The sequence below is a fragment of the Novispirillum itersonii genome, assembly GCF_014205675.1.
GTDB lineage: Bacteria > Pseudomonadota > Alphaproteobacteria > Rhodospirillales > Rhodospirillaceae > Novispirillum > Novispirillum itersonii_A.
In genome coordinates this window covers 136,936-156,563 of sequence record NZ_JACIIX010000006.1, presented here as the reverse complement: position 1 = coordinate 156,563, position 19,628 = coordinate 136,936, and the positions used below count along the sequence as shown (strand labels likewise).

Here is a 19,628-nt window from a genome sequence, read left to right as displayed (position 1 = left end):
CACTCCGTCCCGGACGGTACCGGAAGCGCATAGTGCCCGTTCTTCGCCGGGACGAACCGTTAAAATTCGATCTGTCGCCTCAGCCTGCCTGTCGGGCGGACAGATCGCAAGACCGGAAATATATCTGTTTCAAGCCGTTGACATTCCCATCTGCTCCGTGGACAGACACCGCGGGAGACGGCAGGATCAGACCCAGAAAACCCCGGCGGCCAAAACGGCCGCCCGGTGTTCGGATAACCCCGACGGAAACACGTTCCGATGCCTTCTGCCCCCCCGCAAAGCCCTGCCCCGCAGGCCGCTCCGGCCGCCGGTTCCTGGCTTGAAACGGTCCTGCGCCCTCTGCTGCCTGTCACAAAAGATCTGCTGGCCGCCTCCCTGTTCATCAACATTCTGGCATTGGCCGGGCCGATCTTCGTGATGCAGGTCTATGACCGGGTGGTGTATCAGGCCGGGCTGTCCACACTGACCGGGCTGGTGATCGGCATGGCCGTGGTGGTGCTGTTTGATTTCACCCTGCGGCAGATGCGGGCCCGGGTGATGCAGGGGGTGGCGGTGCAGGTGGATGTGACCGTCGGGCGGCGGCTGTTCCACAAGGTGCTGTCCCTGCCGCTGCGGTCCCTGGAATCCCGGCCCACCGCCGCGTGGCAGCAGATTTTTCAGGATATTGAGGTGCTGCGGAACTGCCTGTCCGGCCCGACCGTTGTGCTGCTGTTCGACCTGCCGTTCACCCTGCTGTTTCTCGGCCTGATCTTCGTGATCGCCATGCCGGTGGCGTGGGTTCTCGTCGGGGCACTGGTCGCCTATGTGGTGATTGCGGCGCTGTCGGCCCGGGCGGTGGGGTCTGCGGCGGACAAGGAGCGGAAGCGCCAGATCAGCCGCGACGTGATGATGGCGGAAACCGTGATGGGCCGCACCACCGTCAAGGCGCTGGCCATGGAACGCGGGCTTCTGCCGCTGTGGGAAGACCGTCAGGCCGATGCGATTGAACGCTCTCTCGAACGCGGGCACCGGTCCGACCGGTTCGTCAACATGGCTCTGGCGGTGACGACCCTGACGACGGTGCTGATGACCACAGTCGGGGCGCTGTCCATCGTTGACCAGAAAATGTCCATTGGCGCGCTGGTGGCAGCGAACATGCTCTCCGGGCGGATGATCGGCCCGTTCAATCAGCTGGTCGGGGCGTGGCGGACCCTGCTCGGGTTCCGGCAGTCCGCCCGCAGGCTGGGCGATCTTTTCGGGCAGCCGGAAGACCGGCAGAGCAGCGGTCTCGCCCTGCCCCGCCCGTCCGGCCTGCTGACGGCGGAAGCCGTAACGTTCCGGTATGGGCGGGAAACCGTGCCGACCATCAATGCCGTCAGCCATGTCTTCCGCCCCGGTGGCATCACCGCCATTATGGGCCGGAACGGCTGTGGCAAAACCACGCTGCTGAAAATCCTTCTGGGTCTGTATGCCCCGGAAAGCGGGCGGGTGCTGCTGGACGGCGCTGACCTGTCTCAGTTCACCCGTGCCGAGCTGGCCGGATGGATCGGCTATGTGCCGCAGGATTGCGTTCTGTTCAGTGGCAGTATCCGCGATAACCTGACCCGCGCCCATCCGGGCATCGGCGACGATGATATTCTGGAGGCCTCCACCCTTGCCGGAGCGCATCAGTACATCATCAATCTGCCGGATGGCTATGCCACCGATGTCGGGGAAATGGGCAGCCTGCTGTCGGGCGGGATCCGGCAGCGGCTGGCCATCGCCCGCGCCCTGATGGGCAAACCGTCCGTCCTGATCCTTGATGAACCCTCCGGCAGCCTTGACCGGCAGGCCGAGGACCATCTGCGGGAGGTCCTGATCAAACTGGCGCAGGACCGGACGGTGATCATCGTCACCCACAGCCCGGCCCTGCTCTCCGCCTGCCGCAGTATTGTGGTGATGGAACAGGGGCAGGTGGCGGTCAGTGGTCCGGCCGGGGATGTCATGGGCTACCTCAGCCGGAAAGGCACCCCCGCCGCCCCACCGACCCCCGGTCCGCAGACCGTCTCCCCCACCGCCCCGTCTGCCGGAGCCTGACCCCGATGAGCGAGAACACCGTACCCGGCCCGGCCCCGGTTTCCCCTGCCATGCCCGTGACCATCCCCGGGACCATACCCGGCCCGTCCCGGCTGGATGCCCTTGCATCCACCCGGCAGGCCGCCGGACTGCGCCGCCTCGGCTGGATTGTCATGCTGTTCCTGACCGTGTTTCTGGTCTGGGCCGGGTTTGCCCGGCTCGATGAGGTTTCCGTTGCCACCGGAGAAGTGGCGCCACAGGGAAAAATCAAGATCGTTCAGCACCTTGAAGGGGGTTTGGTCACCGATATCTACATCCGGGAAGGGGAACTGGTGCGCGAAGGGGCGCCGCTGATGCAGCTGGACCTTGGTAATGTCGCCGCCAGCCGCGAGGAAATCGCGGTGCGGATCGACGGCCTGACCCTGACCCGTGCCCGCCTACAGGCGGAAGCCAACGGTGCCCCGGAGCCGACTTTCCCGAAAGAAGCCGCCACCCGCCGCCCGCAGCTGGTGGGCACCGAGACCGATACCTTCACCGCCCGCAGGCGCGAGCTGGAAGCCACCCTGCGGGTGATGGCCGAACAGGTGCGCCAGCGCGAAGGAGAGCTGCGGGAAATGACGGTGCGGCAACGGAACCTGACCACCAACCTCGGCCTGTCGCGGCAACGGCTGGGGATGTCCACCAATCTGCTGAAAGATGGCCTGACCGCCAAAATGGACCACGTCCAGTTACAGGCGGAGGTCGAGCAGATCAGCGGGGAGCTGTCGCAGATCGAAGCCACCCTGCCCCGGATCACCGCATCGCTGGAAGAGGCCCGGGGCCGCGCCGCCGAAGCCAGCCTGAAATTTCAGCGTGAGGCCCGGGAGCTGCTCAGCCAGACTGAAATTGACATTGCCCGCAATACAGAACTGCTGAACAAAGCGACCGAACAGCAGACCCGGACCGAAATCCGCAGCCCGATTGAAGGGGTGGTCAAAAACATGCGGATCAGCACCATCGGCGGGGTCGTCAAACCCGGCGAGCCGATCATGGATATTGTCCCGTCCAAGGACAATCTGGTGATTGAGGCCAAGCTGAATCCGATGGACCGCGGCTACGTCAGCATCGGGCAGGAAGCGACGGTGAAGATCTCCACCTATGACTATGCCCGCTATGGCGGCCTGAAGGGCAAGGTGATTCTGGTCGCCCCGGACTCAACCGTGATGGAAGGCAAGCCCCCGTACTTCCGGGTGGTGGTCGAACCTGAGAAATACTGGCTGGGCGATATCCCCGACACCTATGTGATTTCGCCGGGGATGGAGGCAACGGTGGATATCCACACCGGCACCCGGTCGGTTCTGCATTATCTGATCAAGCCGGTGCTGAAACTGAAGAATGAGGCCTTCCGGGAACGCTGATGCCCTGCGAACGCGGGGTTAAATTTCCTTGCCCGGGCTTGCACCCCGGATCAGTTTCGTTCACTGTGTACGCCACACCGTACAGAGCGGCTTTACGGTGCAATTACAGGGTTTTCCCATGTCACTGCCTACCCTGCTCGGCGTCCTGTTCAGTATTGTGCTGTTCATCGGTTCAATTCTGCTCAGCACCAACAAAGTCACGGTCTTCCTTGACCTGCCCAGCTTCGTGATGGTGGCTGGCGGCACCTTGGCCGCCACCTTTGTTTCCTACGAGGCCCGCTATGTGCTTCTGGCCCTGCGGCGGATGCAGTCAATCCTGTTCGTCAGCAAGGTCAACCGCGCCATCCTGACTCATGAAGTCGGCCGGGTGATCCGCTGGGGCTACATCATCCAGAAGTCCGGCATGCCGGGGCTGGAAGCCGATGCCAACAAGGTCCGCCGCGAAGACCGCTTTGTCGGCTTTGGCATTGATCTTGTCATCTCCGGTTATACCGGGCAGGAAGTGCGGGAAATCCTGTCCACCACTATCGAAACCACCTTCACCCGCAATGTGGTGATCGCCGACATCCTGCGCAACATGGGGGGCACCGCCCCGGCCTTCGGGATGATCGGGACCCTGGTCGGCCTGATCATCATGCTGGATAACATGGCGGACCCCAGCAAACTGGGCCCGGGGATGGCGGTGGCGCTGATCACCACCCTCTACGGTATTCTGTTCGCCCGCTTCCTGCTGCTTCCCGCTGCGGCCAAACTCCAGCAGCGGGAGGAGATCCTGCGCTTCCGCAACTATCTGGTCGCCGAAGGGCTGGCCCTGCTGGCTGAGCGCAAGAGCCCCCGCTACATTCAGGACCGGATGAACGCCTTCCTTGACCCCTCGCTCCACTTCAGCATCGACAAGGTGCGCCAGAAGTAACAGCAGGCGGACGGAGGCACCCAATGTTTGACAACACAAAACTGTCCCCACCGAAGCCACCGCCGGAAGACGAAAGCTGGATGGCAACGTTTGCCGATATGGTGACGCTGATTCTGGTGTTTTTCATCCTTCTGCTGTCGATGTCTAAGCTCGACACCGCCAAGTACGAGGAAGTCTCGGCCGGGATGACCAAATCCCTCAGCGACCGCAAGGTGGAAACCCCGATTGAGGATCTGCGGCAGACCATCCGCGATAACATGAAGGGCACCAAACTTGATGACGCGATCGCCATCGGCAAAGATTCTGCCGGGGTTTCGCTCGAAATGGCGGCGGCATCGTTTTATGAACTTGCCTCGGCTGATTTCAAGCCGGAGGCGATGGACACCCTGATTCAGCTGGCTGACACCATCAAGGCAGAGCGTTTTGACGGCTTCCAGATTGCTGTCGAAGGCCACACCGACGATACGCCGATCCGGACTGAAAAGTACCCCAGCAACTGGGAACTGTCCGCCGCCCGTGCCGCCCGCGTGATCCGCCTGTTCGAGGATCAGGGCATCAACCCCAGCCGGATGCGGGCGGTCGGGCTGGCTGACACTGCCCCCAAGGTGCCGAACCGGGGGCCCTACGGGGATCCGCTGCCGCAAAATCAGGAAATCAACCGCCGGGTGGTCGTCCGGCTTCAGCCCCGCTGAATCTCCGTTCATATGAACAGTAAAAAACCGCAGCCTTTCCGGTCTGCGGTTTTTTGTTGTCTCCGGCGGATCCCGGTGGGGTGAATCCCGGTGCGGTCAGCCCAGTGTCAGTTCCATGTTATCCCGGGCAATCAGGGCACCATCCCACATACGGCGGGCCTGATCCTCAAGCCGTTCCATGAACTCATCATCATGGTCCGGGTCATGATGAAAGATCGCCAGCCGCCGGACATTGGCCGCCCGGCACAGCCGGACCCCTTCCTGCCAGGTGGAATGCCCCCAGCCGACCTTGGCGGGAAACTCGTCATCCGTATAGGTGCTGTCATAAATGACCAGATCCGCCCCTTCAATCAGGTCAAGGATCCGTTGGTCCGGCCGCCCCGGCACGTGCTCGGTATCGGTGATGAAACACACGGACAGGCCATCATGGTTAATCCGGTACCCGGTGGCGCCATTGGGATGATTCAGCGGGGCCGTCTGCACCACCACGTCATCGCCAAAGCGCAGGGTTTCCCCGGCATGGAAATCAACGAAACGGATTGTGGCCTGAAGGGCTTCCAGCGGCACCGGAAACATCGGGGTCGCCATCTGGCTGGCAAAAACCTGCTGGATTCCGCCACAGTCCGCCAGATGACCGGCATAGATATCCAGCGTCATTTCCGGGCCAAAGATCGGGGCAAAAAACGGAAATCCGTTGATGTGATCCCAATGGGTATGGGTCAGCAGAAGAGAGCTGCTGTTCAGGCCCTTCCGCGCAAACTCATGCCCAAGACCACGGATCCCCGTTCCGGCATCAAGGATCAGGTGCTGGTCGCCAGCCGTCACTTCAATGCAGGAGGTATTGCCCCCATACACCACGTGATTGGGCGAAGGGCAGGCAATGCTGCCGCGGACTCCCCAGAACTTGACCTTAAATCCCATCTTACCTACCCCGAACCTGAACAGGCGTCCCGCCCCGACCCATGTACAGCACGATACCGCTCTCTATAATCATTCAGAAACTGAACGAAAACTCATATCAAATTTTATGCAGGCTTCCAATTAATACGGTCGCCGACGACAAGACCCAGCAAATTCTGGGCGGAACCGCCGTTGACCGCAATCTCCACCAGCCCGTTGGAATTAACATACCAGAACGGCTGCCCCGGACCGACCAGACCGAAGGTCCGCGCATAGGGCAAAGACCGGCCACGCACCGTCAGCAGGCGGTCTGCCGGGCAGGCATCCCCCCGCAGGCCGGTCATCGCATTGCCGAAACGGTCAAAGTAAATGACCTCGGCAAGGCTGGTTGACCAATCAGGCCGACACAGATCCTGCGCCGGAATTTCCTTCACCTGTAGCGGCGCGGTCTGCCCCGGCTTCACCCCGCAGGCCAGCGCCGCCGCAACCGGCGCAAAAATATCGCGGCCATGGAAGGTGGCGCTGGCCTGATCCGGGCGCCACAGCACTTCCCATGCCTCAGCCCGCTGACCGGTGGCCACCACCGCGTGCAGCAGCCCGTTATCAGGGGCCACGTACCAACGCCCGTCCACACGGGCAATCACCGCCCGCCGTTCCGTCCCCACGCCGGGATCCACCACGCAGACATGCACGGTCCCGATCGGGAACGGCGTCCGGGTATAGGCCGGAAGCAGAAAACTGGCAGCCCGCGGCTGGTAGGTGGGCAGATCGGCAAACAGATCAATCACCGGAATCCCGGGAGCCTTGGCCGCCAGAACCGCGCGGACCTGCCCCAGATAGGGGCCTTCCAGACCAAAGTCGGTGCTCAGAACCAGCATCATCGCGTATCAGCCTGCCCTGCCATTGTTGTCTGCACCGGCGGCGTCCCTGCCACTGGCATCCTGCCCGGACCGTACCATCAACACGCATCCCCCTCCAAGTATCGCGACCACCGCGCTGCACAGAAAAGCAGCGCCGTAACCGCCGGAAGCGCTGACAGCCACCCCGAACAGGGAAGGCCCCAGCACAACACCGGCATAGGTAAAGGCGAGAGCCCCGCCCGTTGCTTTCCCTGCATCAGCAGGTCCGGCGGCGTGGGCCACTTCTGCCAGAAAAACCCCATTCCAGCCGATCGCCGATGCCCCCAGGATCACCACCACGGAAAGAATGGCAAAAACAGGCCACTCACTGGAAAAGAAAGCACACCCTGACGCTGTGACGGCCATCACAATAGATAAAATTGTTAGCATTTTTCGGGCCCCGAGCCAACGGTCAGCGAGGATTCCCCACACAACCCGCCCGATGCTGCCCGCCACCTGCGCCACCGCAAAAACCACCCCGGCCCTGACCAGAGAATACCCCAGATGACTGACCAGATAGGTCACCAGATAGGCGGAAAAAGACAGCTGGACCGCCGCAAAACAAAAGGAAGACAGCGCCATCAGCCTCAGGTTCCGCCGCCCCCAGACCAACAGGAACGGCACGGCCCATCCGCTGGCCCCCACCTTCCGCCGGGGGACAAGACGGTCAGCATCCAAAGCCGGGCGCAGCGGCTGCACCAGCAGGGACATCAGCAGTGCCGCCCCGCCAACAGCCCCGGCAGCCCCCTGCCAGCCAAACGTCAGGACAAGCCAGGGCACGGCAGCCCCGGCGAGAACACCCCCCAGCGGAACCCCGGTCTGCTTGATGGAGAAGATCAGGCCACGCTGATGTGGCGGCGTGGTCCGGGCCAGCATGTGGGAACTGGCCGGTGTCGCCGGACCATAGCCAAACCCGATGATCAGCGCCGAAAACAGGGCCGGGACCAGAAAACCTGAGGCCAGCCCGCACAGCCCGGCCCCGCACAGCCCGGCCCCGCACAGCAGCAGACAGATCTGGCTGACCCGCATCGCCCCGACCGTGGCGACAACCGCACCGGACACCACCGTCGCCAGCATCGCCCCCAGATACACCAGAGACGTATAAAAGCCGACGAAGGCCGGATTGAAGCCGATCTCCGCAGCCGCTTCCGTCGCGAAAACCGGTGGCGTCAGGGCCGCCCCGGAGATCAGCGACTGCATGGCCGTCGTCACCGCCAGCACCAGCCATGGCGACGGACCCCCTTGCGGAGAGGAGGCCGGAGCGGTCTGAGAGGAAAGGGCCATGCCGGGGCACCCTGTGCGAATGAAACTTTTTTGACTTTGCGCTTTTCCAACCCCACATTTACAGTCTAACCGGGATAAACGGAATGCCGTAAACCCCTTTATTTTTTGATATTTTTGTTTTCGGGACTCTCCTCATGGCCGTTATCAACCGTATCGCCGATTTCAGTCAGGATATGGCCGCGTGGCGGCACGATATTCACCAGCACCCGGAGCTGGCCTATGAAGAGCACCGGACCGCCGCCCGGGTTGCCGCCCTGTTGCGGGAATTCGGTGTGGATGAGGTGACCGAAGGGGTCGGCGGCACCGGGGTGGTCGGTGTCATCCATGCCGGTGACGGGCCGTCCATCGCCCTCCGGGCGGATATGGACGCGCTGCCGATTGAGGAACTGGCCGAAGACCGCCCCTATAAGTCGCGCCATTCCGGCAAGATGCATGCCTGCGGCCATGATGGCCACACCGCCATGCTGCTGGGCGCCGCCCGCTATCTGTGCGAGGAACGGCCGTTCCGTGGCAGTGTGGTGCTGGTGTTCCAGCCCGCCGAGGAAGGGAAAGCCGGGGCCAAGGCGATGATTGAGGATGGCCTGTTCACCCGCTGGCCGGTTCAGGCCATCTACGGCATGCACAACATGCCGGGCATTGATGCCGGGGCCTTTGCCGTCGCCCCCGGCCCGGTGATGGCCGCCGCAGACCGCTTCACCATCACCGTCACCGGCCATGGTGGCCATGCCGCCGCCCCGCATCTGGTGCGGGACCCGATTGTCGCGACCTCGGCGCTGGTCAGCGCCCTACAGACCATCACCTCCCGCAATACCAAACCGACCGACACGCTGGTGGTCTCGGTGACGCAGTTCCACGCCGGGGACACCGGAAACGTTATTCCCGACAGTGCGTGGATCGCCGGAACCGTCCGTCATTTCGACAGCGCCGTCGGCACCGCCACAGAAGCCCGCATGCGGGAGATTGCCGCCGGGATCGCCGCCACCTATGCCGTTGAGGTCGAGGTCAAGTACATCATCGGCTATCCGGCGACCGTTAACTGGGACGAACCGGCGGCACTGGTGCGCGACGCCGCCGTCGATGTGTTCGGGCCGGACCGGGTACAGGTGCAGTCTCAGGCGATGTTCTCGGAAGATTTCAGCTATTACCTTCAGCAGGTTCCCGGCTGTTATGCCTACATCGGCAACGGCCATGGCGGACCGCACGGTTGCAGTGGCCTGCATAACCCGTTCTATGACTTCAATGATGAAATCCTGTCCGGCGGCGCCAGCCTGTTCGTGCGGGTGGTGGAAAAGGCCCTGCCGCGATGACGTCGTCCCGCCCGCTCGCCGTCTGTAGCCGTCGGCTGCCTGCCCCGACCGAACAGGCGCTGGAAAGCCTGTGCACCGTCATCGCCAATCCCGGGGATCTCCCTCTCCCCGCTGCCACGCTGGCGGAGCGCTGTCGCCAGCACGGGGCCACTGTTCTGGTGGTGACCCCGACCGACCGCATCAGCGCCGACATCATCGCCACCCTGCCCGACAGCCTGAAGCTGATTGCCACCTTCTCGGTCGGTTATGAACATATTGATGTTGAGGCAGCGCGGGCGCGGGGCATCACCGTCACCAACACCCCCGGTGTCCTGACGGACGCCACCGCCGATATTGCGCTGCTGCTGATCCTTGGGGCGGCCCGCCGGGCTTCAGAAGGGGAGCGGGAGATCCGCACCGACAGCTGGACCGGCTGGCGGCCAACCCACCTGATGGGCACCCACATCGGCGGGCGGCGGCTGGGCATTCTCGGCATGGGGCGGATCGGGCAGGCCGTCGCCCAGCGGGCCCGGGCTTTTGGCATGGAAATTCACTACCACAACCGCACCCAGCTGAGCGCAGAGCAGGAACAGGGCGCTATTTTCCATGCCGACGCCGACAGCCTGCTGCGGGTCTCCGACGTGCTGTCCCTGCATTGTCCGGCAACGCCGGAAACCACCGGGTTCCTGAATGCACAGCGGCTCGCCCTGCTGCCCGATGGGGCCATTGTCATCAATACGGCGCGGGGGGCCATCGTCAACGATACGGACCTGATCGCCGCCCTGCGCAGCGGGCGTATTGCCGCCGCCGGTCTGGATGTCTTTGCCGGTGAGCCCGATATCCATCCGGACTACCGGGAGCTGTGCAACACCTTCCTGCTGCCCCATCTGGGCAGCGCCACCCTGCAAACCCGGACCGCCATGGGAAACAGCGTCATCGACAGTATACAGTCAATTCTTCTCAACCGCTTACCGTCAAACGCCCTGTGACGCGACTTTCGCCTTAGACAGCGTAGTCCATCCGTATCATTGCGCCATTATTCTTCCCGCCGCTATCGTGCAGACTGTTTTGAATGCGTGAATAACCCGGTACACTGTCGGGGTATGGGTGCGGTTTGTGGGGATGACAGACAGGATGGCGCAGCCGATCGATCAGGTTACCCGCCTGAGAGAACAACGGGACCGTTTCATCGCCTTCGCCTTTGCCGGGGCTGAAGTGCTGATGGAACTGGATTCCGAATTCCGGATCACCTATTCCGCCGGTACGGCGGAACACCTGCTTGGGGTCAGCAGTGACCGGCTGGTCGGGTTGCAGATTGATGCACTAGTCGCCCCGGGGGACCGCGTCACCCTACAGGAGCTGATGCGCCGGATCCAGAATGCCGGTCGCATGGAACGGACCCGTCTGCACTTCCTGCGCAAAAACGAACCCTTCCGTGGCATCCTCAGCGGGATCACCTTCCCTGAACGCCCCGGCACCACCTTCCTGACCCTCAGCCGCGCCCAGCGGGGCGACTATACTGGCCGCGACGGCGGCGGGACCAAAGGCGATCAGGCCCCGACCACCATCCCGGAACCCATTCCGCAGAACGGTGATGAATTTGCCCGTCTGGCCGCCCGGCGTCTGGAAGATGCCGAACGCTTCGGCGAAGACGTGCGGATGACGCTGATCGATTTTGACGGTGCCTCCATCAAGGACCGTCTCGATCCGGAAGCCGTCGGTCAGTTTATTGAAGGCGTTGAATCCTACCTGCGTGCCTGGTCGGTCGGCGGGAATTCCGTCGGGGTGCTGGAAAACGGCAAATACGGCGTTATCCACGATAAAAACCTGCAACCCGAACATGTGACCTCCCGCATTTCCGAGATCGCCGCCCTGTTCGATCCGGCCGGGGAAGGGATTAAGGTCAACGCCTCCACGCTGGACCTCAGCGCCGACAGTCTGACCCCTGAAGATATCTCCAAGGCGCTGGTCTACACCATCAACCGCTTTGTCGAGGAAGGCGGCGAAGACTTCGCCATCCGCTCGATCAAGGACAGCTACACCGAGGCGATCAACGAAACTCTGGCTAAGGTCAATGCCTTCCGCCAGACCCTGACATCAGACAATTTTGTTCTGGTGCTCCAGCCGATCATCGATCTGAAAGGCTGGGGGGTTCACCATTACGAAGTGCTGGCCCGCATGGTGCAGGGGGACAAACTGTTCCTGCCCGCCCGCTTTATCGGCTTTGCCGAAGAATTTGGCGTGGTCAACGAATTCGACCTGATGGTGGTCCGCAAATCCATCTTCATGCTGAAGGAAAGCCGCAAGCTGCAACCGCGGGCATCCATCGCCGTCAATCTGTCCGGGAAATCCCTGAGTAATGACGGCTTTGTCCAGCAACTGCTGCTGATGCTGGCGGAAAACCGGGAAATTCTTCCGCGCCTGATGTTTGAAGTGACGGAATCGGCCGAACTGAAAGATCTGGAAGCCGCCAACCGGATCCTGCAAAAGCTGCGCTCCTTCGGCTGCAAGATCTCCATCGACGATTTCGGGGCCGGGGCCGCAGCCTTCCAGTACCTGAAGGCCCTACAGGTCGATTTCGTCAAAATCGATGGCAGCTACATCCGGGATGCCTTCAACACCCGCTACGGCATCCCTTTCCTGAAGGCCATGGCCCAGCTGGCCACTGACATGGGCATCCAGAGCATCGGCGAAATGGTCGAAGATGCCCGTACCATGTGGCTGCTGAATGACGTCGGCGTCCATTTCGGGCAAGGCTATTTCTTCGGGCGCCCGATGCCGGATGTGTTCAATTTCCGCCTCGCCCCCCTGCCCGACCGCAGTGGGCTGGAGCGGACAATGGTCAACCGATACTGATCTGCCCTTCTTATCCCCGACAGCACAGGCAGCGCCCACCCCGGCGCTGCCTTTTTCTCTGCCTGACAGGCGGTTTACCGGAAACCGGCACGGCGGCAGGCTTCCGTGATCTGGGACTGTTCCGTGTTGGTCAGCGGTGCCCCATCCAGATACACCTGATTGCCACGCAGGGTGACTTCTCCCAGCGGAATTTCACTGCCGAATCTCGTGCCATTGGATCCCAGCCCCATCCGCTTCGCCAGATCAACGGAAATCGGGATCCGGATCACGTCGAGGATCTTCCGCCCCATGGACGGGTCAATCCCGCCCCCCGGCCCTTCTGCCGGAACCACGGCGCGGCCGTTGACGTCCACCCCCGGCTTATAATCAACATCCGCGCTGGTGCTGCCGACCGTCACCTTCCGGCAGGCGGCAGGACTGATGCCGACATAGGTCTCCGCTGCTATCGCCATGGTGGCCGATACAGCCAGTGGTGCCGCAACCATCAACAACAAACACTTCCGCATGGGTCACCTGCCGGTTTCTATTCTGACAGCCATCATAAGACGGGACAGCCTGAAAGCCTACTCCGCCCATTTTGTGGTCAATCTGGTCATAAAAAAGTCACGATTTTTTATAAGCCATGCATTTTTCGCGTGACAAGGATACCCTTCACGCATATCTTCATGTCACCAGCAGGGCCGAACAGGTGGCTGGGCTTGATGAGGATGCCACCACATTCCTTCATCGCCCCCACCACAGGCAGCCCGAGTTTAGGGAGGAATGCCGCATAAGCGGCGGGTCTGGAGACAGGCCAGCGGTCAAAGACCGGGTGCAGCGAAAATCGCGCACAGAAAAGGCGGAGCCTCAAAGCTCCGCCTTTTTCCATTGCCTCATCTTGCCCCGGGCAACCCCTCCAGCCAATGCGCATAAGCCTGTGGCCAGTCCTGCGTCCGGTCCCCTGCCCGCCCCATGGCAAAACCATGCCCCCCCGTTGGATACCGGATCATTTCAACCGGCACCCCTGCCACCTGATATGCTGCGGACAGCAGACGGCTGCTCTCCGGCGCGACAACAGCATCATCCTCTGCCTGCACCAGAAACAGCGGCGGGGCCTGCCCGGTGACATGGGTCTGTAAGGACCATTGCTCTGCCTCCTCCCTCCGTCCGCCTCGGCCGATAATCTGCCGGTACGTCGAGGTGTGGGTATTCGGCGGCAGCAGGCTCACCACCGGATAGATCAAGGCCGCACCACTCACAGGAGACCGATCCATCGCGATGCCAGACCGTGGAGACCGCACCTGAAACCCCGGCCGGAATGCGGCCACCCCCAGAAGGTGCCCCCCGGCAGAAAAGCCGAGGACACTGACCTGGGCTTGCCGCTGGCGGATCACCTGCAAAGCCCGCAGAGCATCCTGTAACGGCGCCACAGGGCCATCAGCCCACCCTTCGCCGGGAAGACGGTAAATCAGAATGTAGGCCGTATACCCCCGCGCCGTCAGCCAGCGGGCCGCAGGCTCAGCTTCCTTCCCGACCTCAATCCGGGTATATCCCCCGCCCGCCGCGATCAGCACCGCCTGCCCATTGGGGCGGGACGGCGACAAAACCCTGAGGACCGGCTGACGGATGCTGGTCCAGGCCCCTTTTGCAGAGACCACCGGCCCCCCGAGCGGCCCGCCGCCGCCGGAAATCTCATCCTGCCACAGCCGGATCTCCTCCCCCCGCCCGGCAGCGCAGGCGATGGTCGGCCAGAGTCCCCCGGCACTCAGAACGGATATCCCGAGCCCCCGCAGAAAATGACGCCTCTGCATGCACTCCCTCCCTTGAGAGCGTTTTCAGCAAAAGTGGACACCGGTTTTGCGGTTGAGAATGCTCTAACTTTTTAAAAATGAAGCATTTTCGATTGATCGGAGTCCACTCAACCGAAAATGCTCCAAGTCCCGGAAAAAGGACCGGGCCTGAGCCGTATCTGCTCAGGCCCGGGATCCTGTGGTTTGCCAAAACGGTCCCCGATCAAGGGGGACAACGCACTGGTGTAAAAAGGCAAAGCCGCCTCAAGGATGGATCAGCGCCGGATCAGGCCTGCTCCAGCTCCACCAGAGTGCCGTTGAAATCCTTCGGATGCAGGAACAGGACCGGCTTATCATGGGCCCCGATCTTCGGCTCCCCGTCGCCAAGCACCCGCATCCCTTCCGCCTTCAGCTTATCGCGGGCCGCATAGATATCGGCCACTTCGTAGCAGACATGGTGAATGCCACCGCTGCTGTTCTTGGCAAGAAAACCGGCAATCGGGCTGGTTTCCCCCAGCGGATGCAGCAGTTCGATCTTGGTATTGTCCAGCTCCACGAACACCACGGTCACGCCATGGGCAACTTGCGGCACCGGGGCGGAAACCTTGGCCCCGAGAACATCACGGTAGGTGGCGGTGGCCGCCTCCAGATCCGGAACGGCAATGGCAACGTGGTTCAGGCGTCCAATCATGGGTGTGTCCTCTCCTCAGGTCTCAGATCGTTGTTTCATCCGCGGATCCCGGTTGTTCCGGGTTTTATAAAGCTGGGGCCGGAATTGCTCCCGGCCCGATACTCACGCAGAAAATTACAGGCGGACCAGATGCACATCCGTCACCGGCTTGCGGCCCTGATCAATGTGCAGCACCTTCCGCAGGGCGCGGCGGGCCGCTTCCTGCACGGCGTCATCGTCCGCCTTCTCCCGCCGGTCAAGGCGGTCAACCGCATCCCGCACGGCGCGGATCAGGCTGTCACCGCCCCCTTCCTCATCATCATCCGGGGTAAACAGCCCGTGCGTCGTCACCAGCGGGTCCGCAACCAGCCGGGTGCCCTCCATCACCAGTGTCACCACCGCAGCACCATTGGTGACCATCTTGCGACGGTCCTTCAGCACCGGGCTGTCCATCGGAACAATGCGGTCACCATCCACGGTCAGGCGGCCAATCGGAGCCGAGGCAACCACCTTCGGACCGAGCGGAGCCAGCTGAAGGACATCGCCATTGTCGATCACCGCCGTATCCTGCGCCCCGTGGTTCAGGGCAAAATCGGCATGGATCTGGAGGTGGCGACGTTCGCCGTGCACCGGAATCACCATCTGCGGCCGCAGCAGGCTGTACAGCTCCGCCACTTCCTCCTGCCCCGGATGGCCGGACACATGGATGAAGGCGTCACGGTCGGTGATCACCTCCACCCCTTCCCGCACCAGCTGATTATGCAGGCGGAAAATCGCCCGCTCGTTGCCCGGAATCACACGGGAGGAGAACAGGCAGACATCGCCCTTCCCCAGCTTGACGTAGGGATGATGGCCCCAGGCGATCCGGGTCATCGCTGCCCGCGGTTCCCCCTGGCTGCCGGTGCAGACATACAGAACCTCGCGGGCCGGCAGACGGTCAGCCTGTTCCGCTTCGAGCAGACGGCCCACATCCTGTAGGTAACCGCATTCACGCGCCACATCGACGATCCGCCACAGCGACCGCCCGACCAGACACACCTGACGGCCATTGGCCCGGGCGGCGCCGATCACGGTTTCCAGACGGGCAACGTTGGAGGCAAAGCACGACACCGCCACCTTACCGCCAAAGCGGCCGATCACCTCGGTCAGGCTGCGGCGGACTTCCCCTTCCGAGCCGGAATGACCGGGGTTCATAATGTTGGTGCTGTCGCTGATGACGGCCAGAATACCTTCATCGCCCAGCTCACGCAGGCGCTTGGTATCGGCGTCCGGGCCGACCAGCGGCTCCGGATCCAGCTTCCAGTCACCGGTATGGTAGACATTACCGTGCGGAGTGCGGATCATCAGCCCGTTCGGTTCGGGAATCGAATGGGTGAGGGACACGAATTCAATCTCGAACGGATCGAGATTGATCTTGCCGCCCAGCGGCACCACATGCACCGGCACGTCCTTCTCGATGCCCTCTTCCTTCAGCTTCAGCTTCAGGAACTCCGCCGCAAACGGAGTGGCATAAACCGGACACCGCAGATCGGGCCACATATAGGCAACGGCCCCGATGTGGTCCTCGTGGGCGTGGGTGATGACGATCCCGACCAGATCCTGCGCCTGTTCTTCCAGAAACAGGTGGTCGGGCATAACCACATCAACGCCGGGGATTGAATCGTCGCCGAAACTGACCCCCATATCCACGGCCAGCCACTTGCCGTTGCAGCCGTAGACATTGAGGTTCATACCGATTTCGCCGGTCCCCCCCAACGGAAGGAATACCAGACCGTCTTTCGGGGCCCGCCGGATTTGCGGAAGGGTCTTTTCGCTCATGCTGCCTTATTTCTTCGGTAAATCTCAACCAGGCCCCGCAGGGTCAGATCCTGATCAAGGTGATGAATGGCCTCTGTGGCCTCGATAAACAGGGGGGCGAGCCCGCCGGTGGCGATGACCGTCATCGGAGCCCCGAATTCTTCTGATATGCGCTTGACCAAGCCCTCGATCAAGCCGACGTAACCCCAGTAAATCCCGGACCGCATGGCCGGGACGGTGGACTTGCCGATCACCTGCGCCGGCCGTCCGACCGCCACCCGTGGCAGCTGGGCCGCCGCCATATGCAGGGCCTCCAGCGACAGGTTGATCCCCGGGCAGATGCAGCCCCCGTGATAATTTCCGGCCCCATCCACCACATCAAAGGTGGTCGCGGTGCCGAAATCGATGACAATCAGCGGACCCACGTACTTCACATGGGCGGCGACAGCGTTGACCAGCCGGTCAGCCCCCACCTCTTCCGGACGGTCCATCATAATCTGCAACCCCAGATCCACCGTCGGCTCACCGATCACCAGCGGTTCGGTGGCAAAATAGCGGCGACACAGGGTTTTCAGCGTAAACAGGTTGGCGGGAACCACCGACGCGATGATCGCATCCTTGATGTCTTCCCGCTTCAGGTCAATGAACTGCATCAACTGCGACAGCCAGACGCCGTATTCGTCAGCGGTCCGGTCAGACCGGGTCGAGGACCGCCACTCGCCGCGCAGGACGTCACCATCATACACTGCAAAGACAGTGTTGGTGTTGCCAGAATCAATCACCAGCAGCATTTCTGACTCCGCTCCGTGCACCCGGCCTTTATTCTCAGGCCGGTGTGCTGTTTCCTCCGGGTCTTGCGTTGGCCCGGCCCTGACAGGCCGGACGGACCCTTTGTTCCTGCTACCGGGGCCTAGCGTGCCCCAAAGAACACATCTGCCGCCATGATACGGATGCGCCCCATGTTGCTTTGCAACACAAGCGCCCCATCGGCGTCAAGGTCAACAAACTCACCCTGCTGTTCGGAGCCGTCATGCAGGCGGGCCGTCACCGTTTGCCCGCGCCCCTGCGCCACCTCCAGCCACGCCGAACGGATCGGGGCGAACCCGCCGTCCCGCCACAGCTGCGTACAGGCGGCAAGATGACGGCATAAAGCCGCCGCCAAGGTTTCCGGGCTGACCACCGCCCCTTCCTGCCGCAGGTTCGTTGCCGGATACAGCGCCTGCCCCGGCGGGGGGGACCACACCAGATTCACACCGATCCCGACAATGACATAGGGATCATCACTCTCCAGCAGAATACCGGAAATCTTGGCCCCGTTGACCAGAAGATCATTCGGCCATTTGCAGCGAATCGGTACATGCGGGGCAACATCGCGCAGAGCATCGGTCAGGGCCACGGCAGCCACGAACGACAGCTGTGCTGCGGTCGGCAGTCCCCCGGGCCGACTGTCCAAGCGGATGGAGATATACAGGTTCCCTTCCGGGCTGGTCCATTCCCGGCCCCGCCGCCCCCGCCCGCTGGTCTGGCGGGCAGCAACCACCGCCAGCCCCTCCCCCGGATCACTGTCACGGCGGCGGCGGAGTTCAAGGTTGGTGGAATCAGTTTCCTGCAAAAGGACGAGGCGCCACCCATGGGGCAGCGCCTCGCGGCTTACACGCTCGTTGGCCGTGTCCAAGGACTTAACCCGGGAACAGAACCTGAGCCGCCGTCTGCGCCGAATTGATCAGCGCCGCCGGCCACAGCCAGAACAGCAGGGTAACGGCAGAGGTGCCCCACAGGATGACGGTGTTGGCCGTCGCCGGACGGTCAAAGCTATCCACCGGCTCATCGAAGTACATGATCTTGATGACGCGGATGTAATAGAACGCCGACACCACCGAGGTCAGAACGCCGATGATCGCCAGACCGAACATCCCGGCCTTCACCGCCGCCATAAACACGTACAGCTTGGAGAAGAACCCGGCGAGCGGCGGGATACCGGCCATCGAGAACATGAAGATGGTCAGGGCAGCGGCCAGACCCGGCGAGGTCCGCGACAGACCGGACAGATCGGAGATGCTTTCCACCGCCCGGCCCTTCTGGCGCATCGACAGGACGACGGCAAAGGCACCGACGTTCATGAACACATAGAGGGCAAGGTAGACCAGCGCACCACGCACGCCTTCCGGCGAGGCAACGGTCAGGCCGACCAGCACATAGCCCATGTGACCGATCGAGGAATAAGCCAGCAGGCGCTTGATGTTGGTCTGGTTGATCGCGCCGAAAGCACCGATGGCCATCGACAGGATCGAGATCAGCCACACCACCTGCTGCCACGCCCCGACCAGATCAGCGAACGGACCGGCCAGCAGACGGATGAACAGGGCAATTGCCGCCACTTTCGGGGCAATGGCGAAGAACGCGGTGACCGGGGTCGGCGCGCCTTCATACACGTCCGGGGTCCACATGTGGAACGGCGCGGCAGAAACCTTGAACGCCATGCCCGACAGCATGAACACCAGACCGACCATCACGCCGGTGGACGGGTGATGCGACAGCACTTCCGCCAGCTTGTCGAAGCTGGTGGTCCCGGTGAAGCCATAGACCAGCGACATGCCATACAGCAGCAGGCCGGAGGCAACGGAGCCCAGAATGAAGTACTTCAGACCGGATTCCGTGGACTTCAGGGTATCGCGCTTGAACGCGGCGAGAACGTAGGCCGCCAGCCCCTGAAGCTCCAGACCGAGGTACAGGCTCATCAGGTTGTTGGCGGAGATCATCATCAGCATGCCAAGGGTGGCGAAAATGATGAGGATCGCATACTCGAACTTCTTGACCTGCTCCTGAGCCAGCCACGACAGCGACAGGATCAGGGTCAGCGCCGACGCCCCAAGGGTCGCCAGTTTGGTGAACACGGCAAAGCCGTCGGTGACGAACAGCCCGTTGAACAGGGTGGCCGACCCTTTCGAGCCGGTCAGCACCAGCCCGGCGGCAGCGACCAGCGCGGCCACAGCCAGCCAGCCGACCTGCGCCGTCGCGTCGGACTTCCGGAACACCCCGAACATGAGCAGGACAATCCCCGCCCCTGCCAGGAACAACTCGGGAGCAGCAGCACCCAGGTTTGCGATCACAGTCATTGTGTCTATACCTTC

The 19,628-nt window shown here is 62.4% G+C and carries 17 protein-coding genes; 7 read left to right on the top strand and 10 right to left on the bottom strand.

Annotation, left to right across the window (positions count from 1 at the left end):
* The first annotated feature begins 258 nt into the window (after positions 1-258).
* The 4 genes from FHS48_RS09820 (at position 259) to FHS48_RS09805 (ending at position 5,036) form a co-directional block, all read left to right on the top strand.
* Positions 259-2,055 carry a peptidase domain-containing ABC transporter gene (locus tag FHS48_RS09820; RefSeq protein WP_184263388.1) on the top strand — a complete coding sequence of 599 codons (1,797 nt, stop codon included), beginning with the start codon at positions 259-261 and terminating at the stop codon, positions 2,053-2,055.
* 5 nt (positions 2,056-2,060) lie between these two features.
* Positions 2,061-3,431 carry an HlyD family type I secretion periplasmic adaptor subunit gene (locus FHS48_RS09815; protein ID WP_184263387.1) on the top strand — a complete coding sequence of 457 codons (1,371 nt, stop codon included), beginning with the start codon at positions 2,061-2,063 and terminating at the stop codon, positions 3,429-3,431.
* A 118-nt stretch (positions 3,432-3,549) separates the two neighbouring features.
* Positions 3,550-4,344: a motility protein A gene (locus FHS48_RS09810; RefSeq protein ID WP_184263386.1), complete on the top strand. Its 795-nt coding sequence runs from the start codon at positions 3,550-3,552 to the stop codon at positions 4,342-4,344.
* A 23-nt stretch (positions 4,345-4,367) separates the two neighbouring features.
* The gene (locus FHS48_RS09805) at positions 4,368-5,036 is read left to right on the top strand and encodes an OmpA/MotB family protein (RefSeq protein WP_184263385.1); all 669 of its coding nucleotides are present in this window, start codon (positions 4,368-4,370) and stop codon (positions 5,034-5,036) included.
* A 96-nt stretch (positions 5,037-5,132) separates the two neighbouring features.
* On the opposite strand, the gene FHS48_RS09800 is transcribed toward FHS48_RS09805, so the two are convergent.
* From FHS48_RS09800 to FHS48_RS09790, 3 genes are all read right to left on the bottom strand, one after another.
* Entirely contained in the window at positions 5,133-5,957 is an 825-nt protein-coding gene (locus FHS48_RS09800; RefSeq protein ID WP_184263384.1) for an MBL fold metallo-hydrolase, read from the bottom strand.
* A 104-nt stretch (positions 5,958-6,061) separates the two neighbouring features.
* A complete protein-coding gene (locus tag FHS48_RS09795; protein WP_184263383.1) occupies positions 6,062-6,817 on the bottom strand; it encodes an SAM hydrolase/SAM-dependent halogenase family protein in 756 nt (251 codons plus the stop codon).
* Between the two features lie 6 nt (positions 6,818-6,823).
* Positions 6,824-8,119: an MFS transporter gene (locus tag FHS48_RS09790; protein WP_184263382.1), complete on the bottom strand. Its 1,296-nt coding sequence runs from the start codon at positions 8,117-8,119 to the stop codon at positions 6,824-6,826.
* Positions 8,120-8,253: 134 nt separating this feature from the next.
* Here FHS48_RS09790 and FHS48_RS09785 point away from each other — a divergent pair, with 134 nt between their 5' ends.
* The 3 genes from FHS48_RS09785 (at position 8,254) to FHS48_RS09775 (ending at position 12,261) form a co-directional block, all read left to right on the top strand.
* Complete coding sequence (locus tag FHS48_RS09785) at positions 8,254-9,426, top strand: M20 aminoacylase family protein (protein ID WP_184263381.1); 1,173 nt, start codon at positions 8,254-8,256, stop codon at positions 9,424-9,426.
* Positions 9,423-10,394 carry a 2-hydroxyacid dehydrogenase gene (locus FHS48_RS09780; RefSeq protein ID WP_184263380.1) on the top strand — a complete coding sequence of 324 codons (972 nt, stop codon included), beginning with the start codon at positions 9,423-9,425 and terminating at the stop codon, positions 10,392-10,394. The genes FHS48_RS09785 and FHS48_RS09780 overlap by 4 nt, the downstream gene beginning before the upstream one ends.
* A gap of 145 nt (positions 10,395-10,539) precedes the next feature.
* Complete coding sequence (locus FHS48_RS09775; protein WP_184263379.1) at positions 10,540-12,261, top strand: EAL domain-containing protein; 1,722 nt, start codon at positions 10,540-10,542, stop codon at positions 12,259-12,261.
* Between the two features lie 74 nt (positions 12,262-12,335).
* On the opposite strand, the gene FHS48_RS09770 is transcribed toward FHS48_RS09775, so the two are convergent.
* The 7 genes from FHS48_RS09770 to nuoN all read right to left on the bottom strand — a co-directional run bounded on the left by FHS48_RS09770 (position 12,336) and on the right by nuoN (position 19,613).
* Positions 12,336-12,746, bottom strand: coding sequence for a hypothetical protein (locus FHS48_RS09770; protein ID WP_184263378.1), 411 nt, complete (start codon positions 12,744-12,746; stop codon positions 12,336-12,338).
* Between the two features lie 387 nt (positions 12,747-13,133).
* Complete coding sequence (locus tag FHS48_RS09765) at positions 13,134-14,051, bottom strand: alpha/beta hydrolase (RefSeq protein ID WP_184263377.1); 918 nt, start codon at positions 14,049-14,051, stop codon at positions 13,134-13,136.
* Positions 14,052-14,316: 265 nt separating this feature from the next.
* A complete protein-coding gene (gene mce, locus FHS48_RS09760) occupies positions 14,317-14,721 on the bottom strand; it encodes a methylmalonyl-CoA epimerase (RefSeq protein WP_184263376.1) in 405 nt (134 codons plus the stop codon).
* Positions 14,722-14,835: 114 nt separating this feature from the next.
* The gene (locus FHS48_RS09755) at positions 14,836-16,518 is read right to left on the bottom strand and encodes a ribonuclease J (protein WP_184263375.1); all 1,683 of its coding nucleotides are present in this window, start codon (positions 16,516-16,518) and stop codon (positions 14,836-14,838) included.
* A complete protein-coding gene (locus FHS48_RS09750; RefSeq protein WP_184263374.1) occupies positions 16,515-17,288 on the bottom strand; it encodes a type III pantothenate kinase in 774 nt (257 codons plus the stop codon). Before FHS48_RS09750 ends, FHS48_RS09755 begins: the two co-directional genes overlap by 4 nt.
* 119 nt (positions 17,289-17,407) lie before the next feature.
* Positions 17,408-18,172: a biotin--[acetyl-CoA-carboxylase] ligase gene (locus FHS48_RS09745; RefSeq protein ID WP_260402418.1), complete on the bottom strand. Its 765-nt coding sequence runs from the start codon at positions 18,170-18,172 to the stop codon at positions 17,408-17,410.
* Between the two features lie 4 nt (positions 18,173-18,176).
* Entirely contained in the window at positions 18,177-19,613 is a 1,437-nt protein-coding gene (nuoN, locus tag FHS48_RS09740; RefSeq protein ID WP_184263373.1) for an NADH-quinone oxidoreductase subunit NuoN, read from the bottom strand.
* Positions 19,614-19,628: the final 15 nt, after the last annotated feature.